This window comes from Pseudomonas sp. GD03858 (assembly GCF_029840925.1).
Lineage (GTDB): Bacteria > Pseudomonadota > Gammaproteobacteria > Pseudomonadales > Pseudomonadaceae > Aquipseudomonas.
The window spans coordinates 52,703-66,276 of record NZ_JAOCDM010000011.1; the positions used below are offsets into that span (position 1 = coordinate 52,703).

The 13,574-nt window shown below is 64.1% G+C and carries 15 protein-coding genes and 3 tRNA genes; 10 read left to right on the forward strand and 8 right to left on the reverse strand.

All coding sequences use genetic code 11. From position 1 onward, the window contains the following. The first annotated feature begins 97 nt into the window (after positions 1-97). The 6 genes from N5D48_RS05320 to N5D48_RS05345 all read left to right on the forward strand — a co-directional run bounded on the left by N5D48_RS05320 (position 98) and on the right by N5D48_RS05345 (position 3,972). Positions 98-1,309, forward strand: a complete 1,212-nt coding sequence (locus N5D48_RS05320) for a type II secretion system F family protein (protein ID WP_279881896.1) — start codon at positions 98-100, stop codon at positions 1,307-1,309. A gap of 2 nt (positions 1,310-1,311) precedes the next feature. Then, on the forward strand, positions 1,312-2,178 hold the full coding sequence (locus N5D48_RS05325; protein WP_279881899.1) for an A24 family peptidase: 867 nt from the start codon (positions 1,312-1,314) through the stop codon (positions 2,176-2,178). Then, on the forward strand, positions 2,178-2,801 hold the full coding sequence (gene coaE, locus N5D48_RS05330; protein WP_279881902.1) for a dephospho-CoA kinase: 624 nt from the start codon (positions 2,178-2,180) through the stop codon (positions 2,799-2,801). The genes N5D48_RS05325 and coaE overlap by 1 nt, the downstream gene beginning before the upstream one ends. Then, a complete protein-coding gene (yacG, locus tag N5D48_RS05335; protein WP_279881904.1) occupies positions 2,798-2,998 on the forward strand; it encodes a DNA gyrase inhibitor YacG in 201 nt (66 codons plus the stop codon). The genes coaE and yacG overlap by 4 nt, the downstream gene beginning before the upstream one ends. Positions 2,999-3,224: 226 nt before the next feature. Further along, the gene (locus N5D48_RS05340; RefSeq protein WP_279881907.1) at positions 3,225-3,710 is read left to right on the forward strand and encodes a hypothetical protein; all 486 of its coding nucleotides are present in this window, start codon (positions 3,225-3,227) and stop codon (positions 3,708-3,710) included. 13 nt (positions 3,711-3,723) lie between these two features. Then, a complete protein-coding gene (locus N5D48_RS05345) occupies positions 3,724-3,972 on the forward strand; it encodes a hypothetical protein (RefSeq protein ID WP_279881910.1) in 249 nt (82 codons plus the stop codon). Between the two features lie 96 nt (positions 3,973-4,068). On the opposite strand, the gene N5D48_RS05350 is transcribed toward N5D48_RS05345, so the two are convergent. Further along, a complete protein-coding gene (locus N5D48_RS05350; RefSeq protein ID WP_279881913.1) occupies positions 4,069-4,776 on the reverse strand; it encodes an energy-coupling factor ABC transporter permease in 708 nt (235 codons plus the stop codon). Positions 4,777-4,862: 86 nt separating this feature from the next. Here N5D48_RS05350 and N5D48_RS05355 point away from each other — a divergent pair, with 86 nt between their 5' ends. From N5D48_RS05355 to N5D48_RS05370, 4 genes are all read left to right on the forward strand, one after another. After that, positions 4,863-5,294: a hypothetical protein gene (locus tag N5D48_RS05355; protein ID WP_279881916.1), complete on the forward strand. Its 432-nt coding sequence runs from the start codon at positions 4,863-4,865 to the stop codon at positions 5,292-5,294. A 55-nt stretch (positions 5,295-5,349) separates the two neighbouring features. Next, complete coding sequence (locus N5D48_RS05360) at positions 5,350-5,979, forward strand: DUF1780 domain-containing protein (RefSeq protein ID WP_011535708.1); 630 nt, start codon at positions 5,350-5,352, stop codon at positions 5,977-5,979. Positions 5,980-6,110: 131 nt separating this feature from the next. Then, the gene (locus tag N5D48_RS05365; protein WP_279881920.1) at positions 6,111-6,284 is read left to right on the forward strand and encodes a DUF3094 family protein; all 174 of its coding nucleotides are present in this window, start codon (positions 6,111-6,113) and stop codon (positions 6,282-6,284) included. An 84-nt stretch (positions 6,285-6,368) separates the two neighbouring features. Continuing rightward, positions 6,369-7,664, forward strand: a complete 1,296-nt coding sequence (locus N5D48_RS05370; protein ID WP_279881923.1) for an NAD(P)/FAD-dependent oxidoreductase — start codon at positions 6,369-6,371, stop codon at positions 7,662-7,664. 40 nt (positions 7,665-7,704) lie between these two features. Here the strand turns inward: N5D48_RS05370 and N5D48_RS05375 are convergent, their stop codons facing one another. The 7 genes from N5D48_RS05375 to rluD form a co-directional block, all read right to left on the reverse strand. Continuing rightward, positions 7,705-8,241, reverse strand: a complete 537-nt coding sequence (locus N5D48_RS05375; protein WP_279881925.1) for a dihydrofolate reductase family protein — start codon at positions 8,239-8,241, stop codon at positions 7,705-7,707. A 101-nt stretch (positions 8,242-8,342) separates the two neighbouring features. Further along, positions 8,343-8,418, reverse strand: a tRNA-Lys gene (locus N5D48_RS05380). Between the two features lie 6 nt (positions 8,419-8,424). Next, positions 8,425-8,501: transfer RNA gene (locus N5D48_RS05385), tRNA-Pro, on the reverse strand. A 4-nt stretch (positions 8,502-8,505) separates the two neighbouring features. Beyond that, a tRNA-Asn gene (locus N5D48_RS05390) sits at positions 8,506-8,581 on the reverse strand. A 447-nt stretch (positions 8,582-9,028) separates the two neighbouring features. Beyond that, a complete protein-coding gene (gene clpB, locus N5D48_RS05395; RefSeq protein ID WP_279881928.1) occupies positions 9,029-11,593 on the reverse strand; it encodes an ATP-dependent chaperone ClpB in 2,565 nt (854 codons plus the stop codon). A 257-nt stretch (positions 11,594-11,850) separates the two neighbouring features. Next, on the reverse strand, positions 11,851-12,588 hold the full coding sequence (pgeF, locus tag N5D48_RS05400; protein WP_279881931.1) for a peptidoglycan editing factor PgeF: 738 nt from the start codon (positions 12,586-12,588) through the stop codon (positions 11,851-11,853). Beyond that, positions 12,585-13,547 carry a 23S rRNA pseudouridine(1911/1915/1917) synthase RluD gene (gene rluD, locus N5D48_RS05405; RefSeq protein ID WP_279881934.1) on the reverse strand — a complete coding sequence of 321 codons (963 nt, stop codon included), beginning with the start codon at positions 13,545-13,547 and terminating at the stop codon, positions 12,585-12,587. Before rluD ends, pgeF begins: the two co-directional genes overlap by 4 nt. Positions 13,548-13,574: the final 27 nt, after the last annotated feature.

Below are 13,574 nucleotides of genomic sequence, written 5' to 3' on the forward strand. Positions count from 1 at the left end.
TTCGCTGAACTACTCTAGTGAGCGTCATGGAAACGCGCCCGGGGACGGGCCCGGCAAGCTGTTACGGGGCTTGTCGCACTACGGCGAGGGACTTCGCATGCAACCTTCCACTCACCTCTATGCCTGGGAAGGCGTCGATGCCTCCGGCGTTCATCGACACGGTCAGCACAGCGGGCGCAGTCCGGCGTTCGTGCAGGCGTGGCTGCGCCAGCAGGGCATTCGCCCGACGCGGGTGCGGCTGGTGGGCGGATTGCGCTGGCGTTGGCCGCGGCGGGCGGGCAAGGCGGATGCGCCGGGGTTCAGTCGGCAGCTGGCGACATTGCTGATGGCGGGGGTGCCGTTGCTGCAGGCGTTCGAGGTGATGGCGCGCAGCACGGCGGACAGTGGCATGGCGGTGTTGCTGGCGCGGTTGAAACAGGATGTGGCGGCGGGGTTGGGGCTGGCGGAGGCGTTGCAGCGTCACCCGACGTGGTTCGATGCGCTGTACTGCAACCTGGTGCGGGTGGGCGAGCAGTCGGGCACGCTGGACCGGCAGCTGGAGCAGATGGCCGGGATGCTGGAGAAACGCCAGGCGCTGCGGCAGAAGGTGCGCAAGGCGATGCTGTATCCGGCGCTGTTGCTGCTGACCGGGCTTGGGGTCGCGGCGTTGTTGCTGCTGGAGGTGGTGCCGCGCTTCCAGGGGCTGTTCGCCAGTTTCGACAAGGCGTTGCCGCCGTTCACGCAGTGGGTGATCGATTTATCCACAGGGCTGGGCAACCACGTGGGGTGGCTGGTGCTGTTGATAACCCTGTCGGGGGTTGGAGTGCGGATGCTTTATCGGCGCCATCTGCCGGCGCGCCTGTGGATGGTGCGCTGGGGGCTGCGGGTGCCGGTGATCGGCACGTTGCTCGGGCAAGCGGCGTTGGCGCGTTTCGCGCGCAGCCTGGCGACTTCTTATGGGGCTGGGGTGGCGTTGCTGGATGCATTGGCCACGGTGGCGCCGGTCAGCGGCAATAGCTTGCATGAGCGGGCGATCCTGGCCCTGCGCCAGCGCGTGGCCAATGGACTGGGCTTGCAGCAGGCGATGGAGGAGGATGACGGGGTGTTTCCGCCGCTGTTGCGCCAGCTGGTGGCGGTCGGCGAGGCCAGCGGCACCCTCGACAGGATGCTGGACAAGGCCGCGCAGCATTACGAAGAACAGGTGGGGCAAGCGCTGGAGCAGTTGACCACGCTGCTGGAGCCGGCCATCGTGCTGATCCTTGGGCTGCTGGTGGGGGGCCTTGTCGTGGCGATGTACTTGCCGATTTTCCAGTTGGGTAGCTTGATCTGAACATGAATGCCTGGTCCCTCGTCCTCGATCATCCGCCGTTGTTCTTCGCCCTGGCTGCGGTGCTGGGGTTGCTGGTGGGGAGTTTTCTCAATGTGCTGGCGCACCGGCTGCCGGTGATGCTCGAGCGCCAGTGGCAGCGCGAGGCGCAGGAGGTGCTGGGGCTGGCGCCGACGGTGCATGAGCGCTTCGACCTGTGCCTGCCGGCTTCGCGCTGCCCGCATTGCCAACACAAGATCCGTGCCTGGGAGAACATCCCGGTGTTGAGCTACCTGGCGTTGCGCGGGCGTTGCTCGGCGTGCAAGGCGCGGATCAGTGCGCGTTATCCGCTGGTGGAGCTGGCCTGCGCCCTGCTCTCGCTGCTGGTGGCCTGGCATTTCGGGCCGGGCGTCGAAGCGCTGGCGGTTATGTTGCTGACCTGGGGCCTGATCGGCTTGAGCCTGATCGATGCCGAGCACCAGCTGCTGCCGGATGTGCTGGTGCTACCGCTACTGTGGCTGGGGCTGGTGGTCAACGCCTTCGGGCTGCTGGTGCCGCTGGCCGATGCGGTGTGGGGCGCGGTGGCGGGTTACCTGAGCCTGTGGTCGGTGTACTGGGTGTTCAAGCTGGTGACCGGCAAGGAAGGCATGGGCTTTGGCGACTTCAAGCTGCTGGCCATGCTCGGTGCCTGGGGCGGCTGGCAGATTTTGCCGCTGACGTTGATGCTGGCCTCCTTGGTGGGGGCGCTGGTCGGGCTGACACTGGTGCGTCTGAAGCGCTCGCAGATGGGCGCGGCGCTGCCTTTCGGGCCTTATCTGGCCATTGCGGGGTGGATCGCAGTGCTCTGGGGTGATGAAATAGTCGCCTCATACCTGCAACTGCTTGGAACCTGATGAGCACAGCGCCCTTCACACCTTGGATTCTCGGCCTGACCGGCGGCATCGGCAGCGGCAAGAGCGCCGCCGCCGAGCGTTTCGTCGAGCTGGGCGTGCACCTGGTCGATGCCGACCAGGCGGCGCGCTGGGTCGTCGAGCCGGGCCGCCCGGCCCTGGCCAGCATCGTCGAGCGTTTCGGCCCCGGCGTGTTGCTGGACGATGGCCAGCTCGACCGTGGCGCCCTGCGCCAGCTGATCTTCGCCGACCCGGCGCAACGGCAATGGCTCGAGCAACTGCTACACCCGCTGATCGGCCAGGAGATCTTCAGCTACCTGGCCAAGGCCGAGACGCCCTATGCGGTGTATGTCTCGCCGCTGCTGATCGAGTCGGGGCAGTTCCGCAAGACCCAGCGCATATTGGTGATCGATGCGCCGGCCGAGTTGCAGGTGCAGCGCACCCTGCAACGGGACAACACCAGCCCCGAGCAGGTGCAGGCGATTCTCAAGGCCCAGCTGGCCCGGGAAGAGCGCCTGCGCCATGCCGATGACGTGGTGGTCAACGATCGTGACCTGCAATCGCTGCACGACGAGATCGACCGCCTGCACCACTTTTACCTGACTTTGCGAGGAGGCCAGCCATGAGCCAGCCGATGACCGTTGATTGCCCGACCTGCGGGGCGCCTGTGGAATGGGGGGAGAAGAGCCCGTTCCGGCCGTTCTGTTCGGACCGCTGCAAATTGATCGACCTGGGGGCCTGGGCGGCCGAGGAACACAAGATCGCGGGGGCACAAGAGTCCGAGGATGAGCTGTATTCGGGGGATCTGGAGCCGCGGCACTAAGCTGGGCTTGGTGGGGTGAGTACCACCGCAATCGCGGGGCAAGCCCGCTCCCACGTTCTGGTCGGTCAAACGCCCATTGCGTGGGAGCTCGACTTTCAGTCGGCAAAACGCCCCAAGACGTTTCGTACGGGTCAATCAGACCAAGCTGAATAGGCGCGCGCTCCATCCATTGGCATCGTTCGAAGCCCATGGATCAAGGCCTCACGGACTGAGGTAGGAAGCACGCATGCAAGTCGACAAACACTACCAGGTCATCGCTTCGCATGGCGTTGTGTTCGACGTAAACGAGTTCACCCTACAACCCGACGCATGTTGCCATCTGCGGACCCTTAGCCTGCCGTTCGTTCACAAAGCGCACTATCAGGTCGTGGAAAAAGTGGCAGAGCTCTACGACAGAATGCTGCCTGGGAAACTGGCCTGCCATATGAGGGTCGCAGTCTCCCGTCCCCTTAGCCGCCAGCAAGGCGACCTGCTCAACGAACAGCGCCACACTGTCACCAATGTTATCGGCGCGCTGGCAGGCAAAACCACAGCGGCACTGGTGGGCGGCCCGGCTGGCTTTGTGGCCGGTCTTGTGACGGGGGGCGCTACCTCGTGGGTAGCAAAGGCAAACATTCCTACCTTCCACGCAGGTGATGTGCTGGTATTGCTATCAGCCTGGGTAAATGGCGGTATCGGACCGCAGTCATCCTCATTGCTGCTGATCATCTGAGCAGGACGCCGACATGCCAGAACTGTACTTCATCGCTTACGGGTTGGCGGCAGGCGTACTGCTCGACTGGGTGTGCCGCCCCAAAATGCTGCGAAGGGCTGTGTACATCATCTTCATGGTGGTTGGCATTACCACTTGCTCCCAATTGGGCGAACGGCAAGTACTGCAGCTCGATGGTGGTCTGTGGGGGATGTTGTTCATGCTTGTCGGCCAGCGTCTGCTGTTCAAACGCTCACGCTATTTTCACGATGATTCGCATTGAGAAACGGCGGGCCCAGGTCACTCAACTCGCGTGGCAAGCCCACAAGGACAGTGTTTGGCTTGGGAGGGCTACGCGCAGAGGCCCGTACAGGCGACCTTAGCGTTCCTCGTCCTTCCACGGCGCCTGCAGATAGCGCGTGCGGTTGAACGTCTCCAGCCACTCCGGGCAGAACACCACCAGGGCACTGATCACCGTGCCATTGATAAACGCCTCGGGGAACATCATCAGCCACAGGTAGCCGACAAAATCGCCGAGCCACTCCGGCATGGCGAAACGCTCGTCCAGCCACAGCAGCCCCAGCGCGGCCGATACGCATACCAGCACGGTCAGCGCGGCGGGAAAGAACCCTGAACAGAATATGTATACGAACAGGTTACGCGGCTGCGCGCGCTCGACCAGGATCGCGCACACCTCGGTGACCAGCACCGGCAGACCGACGATCAGCAGGCCATTGACGCCTATCGCGGCGAGGTCCTGGCGGCCCAACAGCAACAGGCCGAGCTGGGCGAGAAAGCCGCCGAGGACCGCCAGCGGCCAGTCCAGCAGCAGGGTAACGGCGGTCATGCCGATGAAGTGGTACGACACACCGGTGTCGAAGTCGCGGCGCACCAGCCACAACACGAACAGGCAGAACACGGTGCCGAACAGCAGGTGCTGGCGACGGGTGTCGGTGAGCAGCTCGACCCAGCGGGTGCGGCTGGCGGCCCAGATCAGCAGGGGCACGTAACCGAGCCAGCCGAGGGTGAGGCTGGTGCTGGACAAGACCTGTGCGCTGATCACCTGAACAATATCCCTGTCGGTCATGTGGACAAGCCTGAGTCTACACCCATTCTCCCTTGCGTCTGGTTGCTATAGGCTGGCACCTCCATTCGATGCAGGACGCATCCTCCATGACCGAAGGAATCAACCTGCCCTTGCTCCTGGGCGCAGTGTTCAGCGCCGTCGCAGGTGTGCTGCACCTGATGGTCATCGCCGTGGGGCCGCGCTGGTACCGCCTGTTTGGCGCGGGCGAGCGCATGGCCCGGGCCGCCGAACCAGGCCGTGCCTACCCTGCCCTGATCACCACCGTGATCGCTTCGGTCCTGCTGATCTGGGCGGCCTACGCGCTATCGGCAGCCGGCGTGATCGCACCGCTGCCGTTGCTGTTGCCGATCATCTGCCTGATCACGCTGGTGTATCTGGCCCGGGGGCTGCTGGGCCCGCTTTTGCTGGCCGGCACCGGACGCAGCCGGCGTTTCATCGCGGTCAGTTCGGCCATCTGCCTGGGCGGTGGGCTGCTACACCTGTTCGGTGTGATCCAGCAATGGTTGGTGCTGGGCTGATTCCCACGCACAAACAGCATCTTACCGTCATCAATTAGCGACTAAGCTTGTCCCCATGGATGACTCAGACTACCTGCGCCTGCTTACCATCCAGGCCGAACAAGCCAATGCGTTCCTGTCCAATGCCCGCAAATGGGAGCGCGAGCGTTGGGTCTGCCAGCGCCTGCTGCAAGGGCTGAACATTCCCTACCGCAGCGAGGACTTTACCCCGGCCGGCCAGGAGCCGCCGGATGTGCTGTTCCGCGACGCGGCATTCGAGGTGTTCTTCGTGCTCGACGAGGGGCGCCGGCTCAACGACGAGTGGCGCGAGGAACTGCAACGCCGGCGCAGCGCGTTTTCCCTGAGCCAGCTGGTGCGCCGCGAGCAGCGGCCACGGCGGATCAGCGCCCAGGAGCTGCTGGCGCGCCTGGCGCCGACCCTGCGCAAGAAATCGCACAACTACCGCGAGCGCGGGCTGGACCTCGGCGAGCTGGACATCATCGCCTTCGCCAGCCTCAAGCGCGAGGTGCTCGACCTCAACAGCCATTTTCCGCCGCCCACCGAGTACCTGCGCCAGGGCTGGCGATCGCTGTCGCTGGTGGGGCCGACGTTCGCCCGGGTGCTGTTCGCCCACCCGGACGCGCCGGATTTTCTGCGCGGCAACCTGGGGCGCAGCATCGTGTTCGACGTAGGTATCAGTCTTTGATCCAGTGCCGGGTGTCTTTGCGATCACGTACACTCGGCGCCAGAGATAGAAAGCATTATCATTCGATCCATGCGTTTGCGTGAACGCTGTGGCGTGCACGCAGTCACAAACGTCTATCCGAGAGGCCCATCATGACCAGCCGCCTGAATCCCGAAGATCAGCGTCGCGTCGATGAGTACCTGAGCGCCCCCCAGCATCGAGTCGAGCGCAGGCCCTTCCGGCCGATGCTGCTCCTGTTGCTGGTGGTGGCCGTGACCATCGGTCTGGGCCTGTTGAGCCGCCTGCTGAGTGGACTGGTGCTATGAGCTGCCTTGCGCTCGCCCTGCCCTCATGCCGGATATGGCCGGACCTTGTGTCCACGAATTCCGTAAAACTTGTGAGATATCCCCATGACTCATCGCATCGTGATTGTCGGCGGCGGCGCCGGCGGCCTGGAACTGGCGACCCGCCTGGGCAAAAGCCTGGGCAAGCGCAAGCAGGCCGAGATCACCCTGGTTGATGCCAACCTGACGCACATCTGGAAGCCGCTGCTGCATGAAGTGGCGGCAGGCTCCTTGAACTCCTCGGAAGACGAGCTGAACTACGTGGCCCAGGCCAAGTGGAACCACTTCAACTTCCAGATGGGCCGCATGAGCGGCCTGGACCGTGAACACAAGCTGATCCAGCTGGCCGCGACCCTCGACGACGAAGGCCGCGAGCTGCTGCCTGCGCGCACCCTCGGCTACGACACCCTGGTGATCGCCGTGGGCAGCAACACCAACGACTTCGGCACCCTGGGCGCGGCGCAGCACTGCCTGTTCCTCGACAGCCGCAAGCAGGCCGAGCGCTTCCACCAGCAACTGCTCAACCATTACCTGCGTGCCCACGCGGGCGATGTGGCCAGCGAGCAGATCAGCGTGGCCATCGTCGGCGCCGGCGCCACCGGCGTTGAGCTGGCGGCCGAGCTGCACAACGCCGCCCATGAGCTGGCGGCCTATGGCCTGGACAAGATCCAGCCGAAAGACATGCACATCACCATCATCGAGGCAGGCCCTCGCGTGCTGCCGGCGCTGCCGGAGCGCATCAGCGTGCCGGTGCACAAGACCCTGGAAAAACTCGGGGTGACGGTGCTGACCAACGCCGCGGTCAGCGAAGTGACCGAGGATGGCCTGAAGACCGCCTCGGGCGAAGTGATCCAGGCCAGCCTGAAGGTATGGGCGGCGGGTATCCGCGCGCCGGGCTTCCTCAAGGACATCGACGGCCTGGAGACCAACCGCATCAACCAGCTGGTGGTGCGCCCGACCCTGCAGACCACCCGCGACGACAATATCTTCGCCTTCGGCGACTGCGCCGCCTGTCCGCAGCCGGGCAGCGACCGCAACGTGCCGCCACGGGCCCAGGCCGCGCACCAGCAAGCTTCGCTGCTGGCCAAGAGCCTGAAGGCGCGCCTGGAGAACAAGGCGCTGCCGACCTACGAGTACAAGGACTACGGCTCGCTGGTGTCGCTGTCGCGCTTCTCGGCGGTGGGCAACCTGATGGGGAACCTGATGGGCAGCGTGAAGCTGGAGGGTTGGCTGGCGCGGATGTTCTATGTGTCGCTGTACCGCATGCACCAGATGGCGCTGTATGGGTTCTTCCGCACGGCGATGATGATGCTGGGTAGCAAGATTGGCCGGGGGACCGAGCCGCGGCTGAAGCTGCACTGAGACCTTGAGATCCTGGGGCTGCTACAGCAGCCCCAGCGACTCAACGGACCACGCGATACGTGCTCTGCACGAACCCGCTCTCGTAACTGGTCGTCTTCATGTGCTGCAACAGCACATCCTTCGCCAACCCGCCGAACAACGCAATCCCCTGCCCCAGCAGCACGGGAATGCGGGTAATGGTCAGCTCGTCCACCAACCCCTCGCGCAGGAACCCCTGAATCAGCTTGCCGCCATCCAGGTACAGGCTTTTTGCGCCCGTCGCCTGCAGATGCTCGAGCAATGCCGGAATCGGCCCCGGATGCAGTTCGACCTGCGCCCGTACGCCCTTGGGCAAGGCTTCGAGGGTGCTGCTGACCACCACCACGCGCGTATTCGGATACGGCCATTCGCCAAAGGTCATGACCTTGTCGAAGGTCCCGCGCCCCATCACCAGCGTATCGATGCTTGCCATGAACCCAGCGTAGCCATGATCGTCGGTGGATTGGGTGGCGCCCATCAGCCAATCAAGACCGCCGTCTTCACGGGCAATGTAGCCATCCAGGCTGGTGGCGATGAAAACACTGGCTTTGAGGGACATGCGCTAGGCTCCTGCGGGCAAAGGCCACAGGGTAGCAAGGGAGAGGAGATAAATCGTGGGCAAAAGAAAAAGGGCATCTCATTCGAGATGCCCTTTTTACATGGTGGGTCGTGTAGGATTCGAACCTACGACCAATTGGTTAAAAGCCAACTGCTCTACCAACTGAGCTAACGACCCGGAAAATGGTCGGGGTGAGGGGATTCGAACTCCTGACATCCTGCTCCCAAAGCAGGCGCGCTACCGGACTGCGCTACACCCCGAGATTGGCTCCGCGACCTGGACTCGAACCAGGGACCCAATGATTAACAGTCATTTGCTCTACCGACTGAGCTATCGCGGAACTGAACTTCGGTACATCTTTACTGCTTCGAAGCCTGTGTTAGCTTCGTTCTCTTCAGCGTTGTCACTGTTGAGGCCGGCTATTCTACATTCTTCGTTTTGCTTGTCAACCACTTTTTTTCGTTCAACTTACTGATTTGTAAGTTGTTTTCAGATCGTCGGTGTTGCTGGCGATCTGCTCAGTGCCTGACAGCGGGGCGAATATTAGGGGCACTCTGATTTTTGTGCAAGAACTTTTTTCAAAATTTTCAGCAAGTTAGGTAGGAGGCCGAAAAATCAGGGGGTTGCGGCGCCTGCACTGGCCTTATCGCGGGTCAAGCCCGCTCCCACGTGCATAGAGCATCTCACGCAGATCCGTCGTGGGAGCGGGCTTGACCCGCGATGGCGCCAGGACAACCAACATAAAAAAGCCCCGCATGTGCGGGGCTCTTCATCAACAGCCAGATGATCAGGCAAAGACGATCTCGTCGCCCTCCACCTTCGCGGTGATCGCCGCGCCAGGCAGGAACTCGCCGGCCAGGATCAGCTGTGCCAGCGGGTTCTCGATCCAACGCTGGATCGCCCGCTTGAGCGGCCGTGCGCCATACACCGGGTCGTAACCAACGGCGATCAGCTTGTCCAGCGCCTCCGGGCTCAGGCTCAGCGACAGCTCGCGCTCGGCCAGGCGGCTGCGCAGGCGGCCGAGCTGGATCTCGGTGATACCGGCGATCTGCTCACGGCCCAGCGGCTCGAACACCACCACTTCGTCGATCCGGTTGATGAACTCCGGACGGAAGTGCGAACCCACCGCGTCCATCACCGCCGCGCGCTGGGCCTCGCGGTCGCCGGCCAGTTCCTGGATCTGCGCCGAGCCCAGGTTGGAGGTCATCACGATCACCGTGTTGCGAAAATCCACGGTACGCCCGTGGCTGTCGGTCAGGCGGCCATCTTCGAGCACCTGCAGCAGCACGTTGAACACATCCGGGTGGGCTTTCTCCACCTCGTCGAGCAGCACCACCGAGTACGGCTTGCGACGCACGGCCTCGGTCAGGTAGCCGCCCTCTTCATAGCCCACGTAGCCTGGCGGGGCACCGATCAGGCGAGCCACGGAGTGCTTCTCCATGAACTCGGACATGTCGATGCGCACCATGGCTTCCTCGGTGTCGAAGAGGAACTCGGCCAGCGCCTTGCACAGCTCGGTCTTGCCCACCCCGGTAGGCCCGAGGAACAGGAACGAGCCGCTCGGGCGGTTCGGATCGGACAGCCCGGCTCGGGAGCGACGCACGGCGTTGGCCACGGCGGTCACCGCCTCGTCCTGGCCGATCACCCGCTCGTGCAGCAGGTTTTCCATCTTCAGCAGCTTCTCGCGCTCGCCTTCGAGCATCTTGGCCACCGGGATGCCGGTCCACTTGGAGACCACTTCGGCGATTTCTTCCTCGGTCACCTTATTGCGCAGCAGCTGGTTCTCGGTCTTGCCGTGCTGGTCGACCATCTGCAGGCTGCGCTCCAGGTCCGGGATCACCCCGTACTGCAGCTCGGCCATACGGCTCAGGTCGCCCTTGCGGCGGGCGGCTTCCAGCTCCTGGCGGGCCTGCTCGATCCTTTGCTGGATCTGCGCCGAGCCCTGTACTTCGGCCTTTTCCGAGGCCCAGATTTCTTCGAGGTCGGAGTATTCACGCTCCAGGCGCTCGATTTCTTCGGTCAGTTTCTCCAGACGTTTCTTCGCCGCTTCGTCTTCTTCTTTCTTCAGCGCCTGGGATTCCACCTTCAGCTGAATCAGACGACGGTCGAGGCGATCGAGCACTTCCGGCTTGGAGTCGATTTCCATGCGGATACGGCTGGCGGCCTCGTCGATCAGGTCGATGGCCTTGTCCGGCAGCTGGCGATCGGTGATGTAGCGGTGGCTGAGCTTGGCCGCGGCGATGATCGCGCCGTCGGTGATGGCCACCTTGTGGTGCACTTCATAGCGTTCTTTCAGGCCGCGCAGGATGGCGATGGTGTCTTCCTCGCTCGGCTCCTCGACCAACACCTTCTGGAAACGGCGCTCGAGGGCGGCGTCCTTTTCGATGAACTGGCGGTACTCGTTGAGCGTGGTGGCGCCGACGCAGTGCAGCTCGCCACGGGCCAGGGCCGGCTTGAGCATGTTGCCGGCGTCCATGGCGCCCTCGCCTTTGCCGGCGCCGACCATGGTGTGCAGCTCGTCGATGAACAGAATGATCTGGCCTTCCTGCTTGGACAGCTCATTGAGCAGCGCCTTGAGCCGCTCTTCGAACTCGCCGCGGTATTTGGCGCCGGCGATCAGCGCGCCCATGTCCAGCGCCAGCAGGCGCTTGCCCTTCAGGCCGTCGGGCACTTCACCGTTGATGATGCGCTGGGCCAGGCCTTCGGCGATGGCGGTCTTGCCCACGCCGGGCTCGCCGATCAGCACTGGGTTGTTCTTGGTACGGCGTTGCAGCACCTGCACAGTGCGGCGGATTTCGTCGTCACGGCCGATCACCGGATCCAGCTTGCCTTCCTCGGCGCGCTTGGTCAGGTCGACGGTGTACTTGTCCAGGGCCTGGCGCGACTCCTCGGCGTTGGCGTCGTTCACCGCCGCGCCGCCGCGCAGGTTGTTGATGGCGTTTTCCAGGGCCTTCTTGCTCACGCCCTGGCCGAGCAGCAGCTTGCCGACCTTGCTGTTCTCGTCCATGGCGGCGAGCAGCACCAGCTCGCTGGAGATGAACTGGTCGCCCTTCTGCTGGGCCAGGCGGTCGGCTTGATTGAGCAGGCGCGCCAGGTCCTGGGACATGTTCACGTCGCCGGTCGGGTTCTGGATTTTCGGCAGCTGGTCGAGCTCCTTGGTCAACGCCTTGCGCAGGCTGTTGATGTCGAAGCCGACCTGCATCAGCAGCGGCTTGATGGAGCCACCCTGCTGGTCGATCAGTGCCTGCAGCAGGTGCAGGGGCTCGATGGCCGGGTGGTCCATGCCCACGGCCAGGGATTGGGCATCGGATAAAGCGAGTTGCAGCTTGCTGGTCAGTCGGTCTATGCGCATGGGGGTACCTTCCTTTTAAAGGGCAGGCGGAGCGATGGACAGCACCTTGATGATGAACCTGCCTGAGATGACCAATAGATAGGGGCAATTCTGGAAGATTCAAGCGTAGCGGGGTTGACAGAGGTCAGCAGGCGGTGGATGGCCTGGGGGCTGCTTTGCAGCCCTTTCGCGACACAAGGCCGCTCCTACAGAGAATCGCGCAGTCCTGTAGGAGCGGCCTTGTGTCGCGAAAGGGGCGCAAAGCGCCCCCGGCTTCATCAAGACTGCAACCAGACCAGCGAAGCGAAGCGCCCACCCTGCGGGGTGCGGCGATAGGAGAAGAAGCGCGGGTCACTGACGGTGCAGAACCCGCCGCCATACACGGCGGTGACACCTCGCGCCGCCAGGCGGATGCGCGCCAGCTGGTAGATATCGGCCATCAGCTTGCCCGGACGCTCGCCGTCGACGAACGCCGTGGCGGCTTCGGGATGCACGGCGGTAAAGGCATCGCGCACTTCCAGCCCCACTTCGAACGCTTGTGGCCCGATGGCCGGCCCCAACCATACCAGCACCTCTTCAGGCCGCAGGGCCAGGCGATCGAGGGTCGCTTCGAGCACGCCACCGGCCAATCCGCGCCAGCCGGCATGGGCAGCGGCGACACGCGTACCGGCGCGGTCGCAGAACAGGGCTGGCAGGCAATCGGCGGTCATCACGGTGCAGGCGATGCCAGGCCGGTCGGTCCAACTGGCGTCGGCTTCGGCCACCACCGCGGGATCGGCGTCGGCCACCACCAGCCCATGCACCTGCTTGAGCCAGGCGGGCTGGATAGTGAATTCATCGCTGAGGCGACGGCGATTCTCAGCGACCGCCAGCGGGTCATCGCCCACATGGTCGCCAAGATTGAACGATTCGTAGGGCGGCAGGCTGACGCCGCCCTCGCGGGTGGTGACGCAGGCGCGAACCGAGGCCGGGGCTGGCCAGTCGGGGAGGATCAGCGACTGCGTCAGACCGCTCATCCGATAAAGCTCTCGCGGTCGTCGTTGAGCAGCGACAGCAGCCAGAGGAAATCGTCCGGCAGCGGCGAGGCCCATTCCATGCGCTCACCGGTGGTCGGGTGGTCCAGCGCCAGGAAGCGCGCATGCAGGGCCTGGCGCGGGAAGTTCTTCACCGCCTCGACCATGGCCACGCTGGCCGCGGGCGGAATGCGGAAGCGCACACCATAGGTCTGGTCGCCGACCAGCGGATAACCGACATGCGCCATGTGCACGCGAATCTGGTGGGTGCGACCGGTTTCCAGCTTGACCCGCACATGGGTGTGCGAACGGAAGCGCTTGAGCACGCGGTAGTGGCTGACGGCCGGCTTGCCGCCTTCGGTCACCGCCATGCGCTGGCGCTCGCCACCGTGACGGCCGATCGGCGCGTCGATCTTGCCGCCGGCGATCACCACGCCAACCACGATGCACTCGTAGACACGGCTGACCGAACGCTTCTGCAGCTGGTCGACCAGGTTGGTCTGCGCCTGCAGGGTCTTGGCCACCACCATCAGGCCGGTGGTGTCCTTGTCCAGGCGGTGGACGATACCGGCGCGCGGCACGTTGACGATGTCCGGCACGTGGTGCAGCAGGGCATTGAGCAGGGTGCCGTCGGGATGACCCGCTGCCGGGTGGACCACCAGGCCCGCGGGCTTGTTGATCACCAGGATCTGGTCGTCCTCGTAGACGATGTCCAGCTCGATGTCCTGAGCCACCCATTCGCCCTGGGCCTCCTGCTCGGCCTCGAGGGCCAGGATGGAGCCGGTGTGGACGGTGTCGCGCGGTCGCAGCACCGCGCCATCGACGGTCAGGCGGCCATCCTTGATCCACGAGGCCAGGCGCGAACGCGAGTACTCGGCGAACAGTTGGGCGGCGACTTGGTCGAGGCGTTGGCCGCCCAGTTCGGACGGGACCTCTGCGCTAAGTTGAATGATCTCGGACATGCTCGAATCGACGGGCGTTCAGCCTTT

Bases quoted from the DNA above. Each gene is read 5' to 3' on its own strand.
- coaE (WP_279881902.1), top strand. From the start codon at position 2,178: ATGAGCACAGCGCCCTTCACACCTTGGATTCTCGGCCTGACCGGCGGC.
- N5D48_RS05325 (WP_279881899.1), top strand. From the start codon at position 1,312: ATGAATGCCTGGTCCCTCGTCCTCGATCATCCGCCGTTGTTCTTCGCC.
- N5D48_RS05365 (WP_279881920.1), top strand. From the start codon at position 6,111: ATGACCAGCCGCCTGAATCCCGAAGATCAGCGTCGCGTCGATGAGTAC.
- N5D48_RS05370 (WP_279881923.1), top strand. From the start codon at position 6,369: ATGACTCATCGCATCGTGATTGTCGGCGGCGGCGCCGGCGGCCTGGAA.
- N5D48_RS05345 (WP_279881910.1), top strand. From the start codon at position 3,724: ATGCCAGAACTGTACTTCATCGCTTACGGGTTGGCGGCAGGCGTACTG.
- pgeF (WP_279881931.1), bottom strand. From the start codon at position 12,588: ATGAGCGGTCTGACGCAGTCGCTGATCCTCCCCGACTGGCCAGCCCCG.
- clpB (WP_279881928.1), bottom strand. From the start codon at position 11,593: ATGCGCATAGACCGACTGACCAGCAAGCTGCAACTCGCTTTATCCGAT.
- N5D48_RS05350 (WP_279881913.1), bottom strand. From the start codon at position 4,776: ATGACCGACAGGGATATTGTTCAGGTGATCAGCGCACAGGTCTTGTCC.
- N5D48_RS05375 (WP_279881925.1), bottom strand. From the start codon at position 8,241: ATGTCCCTCAAAGCCAGTGTTTTCATCGCCACCAGCCTGGATGGCTAC.
- N5D48_RS05320 (WP_279881896.1), top strand. From the start codon at position 98: ATGCAACCTTCCACTCACCTCTATGCCTGGGAAGGCGTCGATGCCTCC.
- N5D48_RS05360 (WP_011535708.1), top strand. From the start codon at position 5,350: ATGGATGACTCAGACTACCTGCGCCTGCTTACCATCCAGGCCGAACAA.
- yacG (WP_279881904.1), top strand. From the start codon at position 2,798: ATGAGCCAGCCGATGACCGTTGATTGCCCGACCTGCGGGGCGCCTGTG.
- N5D48_RS05355 (WP_279881916.1), top strand. From the start codon at position 4,863: ATGACCGAAGGAATCAACCTGCCCTTGCTCCTGGGCGCAGTGTTCAGC.
- N5D48_RS05340 (WP_279881907.1), top strand. From the start codon at position 3,225: ATGCAAGTCGACAAACACTACCAGGTCATCGCTTCGCATGGCGTTGTG.
- rluD (WP_279881934.1), bottom strand. From the start codon at position 13,547: ATGTCCGAGATCATTCAACTTAGCGCAGAGGTCCCGTCCGAACTGGGC.